We start from the raw sequence: 4,090 nt of genomic DNA, 5'->3' as shown, positions 1-4,090 counted from the left end.
GGCGCGGCACTTGCCCGAGCCGGCGCCGGTGACCAGTGCGGCCTTGCCGTGGAACGGTCGCATGTCCGGGTTCTCCCTTCGGGACCTTGGGACTTCGGGACTTCGCGGCAGGCTTCTCAGCCGCCGGCCGGCAGGTCGACGGGGTAGGCGGCGCCGGTGTCTGCGGACGCGGAGACGGCCTGCCAGGCGGTGGCCTCGGCGAGCTGGCCGCGGGAGTAGTCCAGCGCCATGTCCGCGGCGCCGGCACCCAGGAGCAGGTGGGTGGGCAGCCGGTCGGCGTGGACGATCCGGACGAGGATCTGCGCGGCACGGTCGGGGTCGCCCACGGCCGCCCCGCCGCCGCGCAGGAGGTCGACCAGAGCACCGACGGTGGCGCGGTAGTCGGCGGGTACCTCGTCGACCCGCATCGAGGGCCCGGCCCAGTCGGTGGCGAACCCGCCGGGCTCGACGACGAGGTAGCGGATGCCCAGCGGCGCGGTCTCGGCCGCCAGGACCCGGGTGAAACCGTCCACCGCGAACTTCGCCGCCTGGTAGGAGCCGAGCCCCGGGGTGGCACCGACGCGCCCGCCGACGGAGGAGAACTGGATCACGATGCCCCCGCCCTGTTCCTGCATCAGCGGGATCGCGGCCTTGGAGACGTGGTAGACGCCCCAGAAGTTGGTGTCGAACTGGCGGCGGAAGTCCTCCTCGTCGGCGGTCTCGACCGGGGCGAGGTTGGCGTACCCGGCGTTGTTGACCACGACGTCGACGGAGCCGAAGGCCGTACGGGCGGCGGCGAAGGCGGCCTGGACCGCGGCCGGGTCGGTGACGTCCAGGGCGACGGGCAGGACGCGGTCGCCGTAGCGGGCGACCAGGTCGTCGAGCTGCTCGGGCTTGCGGGCGGTGGCGACGACCCGGTCACCGGCCGCCAGGGCGGCCGAGGCCAGGGAGCGGCCGAAGCCGCGCGAGGAGCCGGTGATGAACCAGGTGCGGGTGCCGGTGTGAGTGCTCATGGATTTAGTGAAACACCGTTGCGGTAATAACGCAACGCTGGATTGTTATTACCGCAACCACGTTTCGCTAGACTCGACGCGTGACCGACTCCGACTTCCAGCGCGCCCGCACCCCCGAGGCCAAGCGCGCCCACGAGGACGCGATCCTCGCCGCCGCCGCACGCCTGGCCACCGCCAACGGCGTCCGCGAGGTGACCGTGACCGCCATCGCCGACGAGGTCGGCATGCACAAGTCCGCGATGCTGCGCTACTTCGAGACGCGGGAGGACATCTTCCTGCGGCTCGCGGCCGAGGCCTGGCAGGACTGGTCGGCCGAGGTCCGCGACCGCCTTGCCACCCTCCCCCCGTGCGAGAGCGCAACGGACCCCGCGTGGGCCCGCGGGGTCCTCTCGATCGCGGGCGTCCTGGCGCAGTCGCTGGTGGCCCGCCCGCTCTTCTGCGACCTGCTCGCGCACACCCCGTTGAACCTGGAGCGCAACGTCTCCCTCGACACGGTCCGCGCGTTCAAGGTCCGGGCCATCGCCGAGGTCGACGCGGTCGGCGCGGCCCTCGGCTCCACAGCCCCGCTCAGCGCCGACCAGGCCCGCAGCGTCGTCACCACCGCCACCTCGATGGCCGGCGCCCTCTGGCAGATGGCCGCCCCCGGCACCCACCTGCGCGCCTTCTACGAGACCGACCCCGCGCTCTCCCACTCCGTCGTCGACGTCGAGCCCCGCCTCACCGACATCCTGACCGCCCTGCTCACCGGCTACGCCGTCGCCGCCACCCGGCGCGCGGACGACGGATGGCCCCACGGCCCGGAGGGCGACGGATGGCCCCACGACACACCCTGACCCCCTGCCGCTCCACCCCGGCCTCCACTTCGCCCCTGCTTCGCACCGGTGCACGGAGTGACCGGGGAGCGGGCGCATGTCCGTAATGAACGATTGTGTTCCCTATGCCCCGGGGATACCGTCGGTAGTGGTGAACGAATCCGTCCCCTTCCCGTCGTTCACCCCCGAACCCTTTGGGGGACCGCCATGGCCACCTCGCGCGCCCTGGCCGAGGCTTCGCCCGCGACCGCACGTCGGGGCCAGCACCCGGGGATTGCACTCACCGTCATCGCGGCGACACAGCTGATGGTCGTCCTGGACATCACGATCGTGAACATCGCGCTGCCGCACATCCAGCAGGCGCTGAAGTTCAACACCACGGACCTGTCCTGGGTCATCAACGCCTACACCCTGACCTTCGGCGGGCTGCTGCTGCTCGGCGGGCGGGCGGGCGACATCCTCGGGCGGCGGCGGGTGTTCGTCGTCGGCGTGCTGGTGTTCGCCCTGGCCTCGCTGCTCGGCGGGGTCGCCCAGTCCGCCGCCTGGCTGCTGGCCGCGCGGGCCCTGCAGGGCGTGGGCGGGGCCATCGCCTCGCCCACGGCGCTGGCGCTGATCGCCACCAACTTCAAGGAGGGCCAGGAGCGCAACCGGGCCTTCGGGGTCTACTCCGCCGTCGCCGGGGCCGGCGGCGCGATCGGACTGCTGCTCGGCGGCATGCTCACCTCCTGGCTGTCCTGGCGCTGGGTCCTGTTCGTCAATGTGCCGATCGGCATCGCGATCGCCCTGCTGGCACCGCTCTACATCAACGAGTCCGAACGCCACCCCGGCCGCTTCGACCTGACCGGCGCCCTCACCGCCACCGCGGGCATGGTCTCGCTGGTCTACGGCTTCATCCGCGCCTCCGACCACGGCTGGACGGACCCGGTGACGCTGACCTCGTTCAGCCTCGCCGTGGTCCTGGTCGCGGCGTTCGTGGCGAACGAGCGGCGCGCGCGCCAGCCGATCATGCCCCTGCGCCTCCTGCGGGAGCGCAACCGCTCGGGCGCGTACGGGCTGATGCTCTGCGTGGCCGCGACGATGTTCAGCATCTTCTTCTTCATCACCCTGTTCGTGCAGGAGATCCTCGGCTTCAGCCCGCTGCGGGCCGGATTCGCGTTCCTGCCGATCAGCGTGGCCATCGTCGGCGCCGCCCAGTTCGCCGCCCGCAACCAGCTGCGCTTCGGCCCCAAGCCCTTCCTGGTCGCCGGCTCACTGCTGGTGCTGGGCGGGGTCGCCTGGGCGACCCGGATCGACATCGACAGCACTTACGTCGGCGGCATCCTCGGACCGACCATGATGTTCGGCCTCGGCATGGGCTCGATCTTCGTCCCCGCCACCCTCACCGTCGTCTCCCGGGTCGCCCCGCACGAGACCGGCGCGGCCACCGGCATGCTCAACACCACCCAGCAGGTCGGCGGCTCGCTCGGCCTGTCGATCCTGGTCACGGTGTACGGCACGGCCAGCCGCAACGAGGCCCGGCAGCAGGCCGGGGCCTTCCTCCGGCAGGCCACCCCACAGCAGGCCGCCCAGTTCCGGGCCACCGGCCGGCTCCCCGCGCCCTACTCCTCGCAGGTGCTGGTGCACGGCATCGCCGGCGCCTTCCAGATGGGCCTGGTGTTCGCCGCGCTGGCGGTGGCGATCGCGGTGTTCGTCATCAAGGTCGGCCGCCTGCCGGTGCCGCCCGCCGTCAGCCCTTCGGGGGGCGGTGCTTGACAGGGCGTCAGGGTGACCGGGAGAGTCTTCCCCGTAATGGTTTTCATCTTCGATAACCGTTGCGGGTGACCGCTGCCCGCCATGGGTCGAAGCCCGACCCGACCCCGAAACCCCGACGCACCCCCCGAAAGAGGACACCCATGTCGCTCGACGTCTCCCCCGCCCTCCTCGCCCAGGCCCAGCAGGGCCGCGTCGACGAGGCCGAGTTCCTCGACACCGTGCGCGCCTCGCTCCCGTACGCCTACCAGGTCGTCGCCGGGCTCAGCACCGAACTCGCGGCCGGCGGGGCGGAGTTCACCACCGACAACACCACGCCCAGCGACGAGCAGCGCGCCCAGCTGCTGCGCGCGCTCGCCAGCAACGCGATCCGCGGCAGCCTGGAGAACCACTTCGGGGTGAAGCTCGCCTTCGTCAACTGCCACCGGGTCGGCGCCTTCCGCCCCGGCACCGAGGACGGCGCGGCGTACCGCGAGTTCACCTCGCTGCACAACCAGATCCGCAACCAGAGCCCCGAGCTGCGCAGCTGCTGACGGC

4 protein-coding genes are annotated in these 4,090 nt (G+C 72.0%); 3 read left to right on the top strand and 1 reads right to left on the bottom strand.

Annotation, left to right across the window (positions count from 1 at the left end; genetic code table 11):
* Positions 1 to 116: 116 nt before the first annotated feature.
* Complete coding sequence (locus ACFU6K_RS32965; protein WP_380669318.1) at positions 117 to 992, bottom strand: SDR family NAD(P)-dependent oxidoreductase; 876 nt, start codon at positions 990 to 992, stop codon at positions 117 to 119.
* 80 nt (positions 993 to 1,072) lie between these two features.
* Here ACFU6K_RS32965 and ACFU6K_RS32960 point away from each other — a divergent pair, with 80 nt between their 5' ends.
* The 3 genes from ACFU6K_RS32960 (at position 1,073) to ACFU6K_RS32950 (ending at position 4,086) form a co-directional block, all read left to right on the top strand.
* Positions 1,073 to 1,825, top strand: a complete 753-nt coding sequence (locus tag ACFU6K_RS32960) for a TetR family transcriptional regulator (RefSeq protein ID WP_380669316.1) — start codon at positions 1,073 to 1,075, stop codon at positions 1,823 to 1,825.
* A gap of 186 nt (positions 1,826 to 2,011) precedes the next feature.
* Positions 2,012 to 3,556, top strand: a complete 1,545-nt coding sequence (locus ACFU6K_RS32955) for an MFS transporter (RefSeq protein WP_380669314.1) — start codon at positions 2,012 to 2,014, stop codon at positions 3,554 to 3,556.
* A gap of 140 nt (positions 3,557 to 3,696) precedes the next feature.
* The gene (locus ACFU6K_RS32950; RefSeq protein ID WP_380669312.1) at positions 3,697 to 4,086 is read left to right on the top strand and encodes an SCO5389 family protein; all 390 of its coding nucleotides are present in this window, start codon (positions 3,697 to 3,699) and stop codon (positions 4,084 to 4,086) included.
* Positions 4,087 to 4,090: the final 4 nt, after the last annotated feature.

The sequence above is a fragment of the Kitasatospora sp. NPDC057512 genome (genome assembly GCF_042802135.1).
Taxonomy (GTDB): domain Bacteria; phylum Actinomycetota; class Actinomycetes; order Streptomycetales; family Streptomycetaceae; genus Kitasatospora.
Note: the sequence above shows the minus strand (reverse complement) of the source record. Positions and strands in the feature narration are given on the sequence as shown.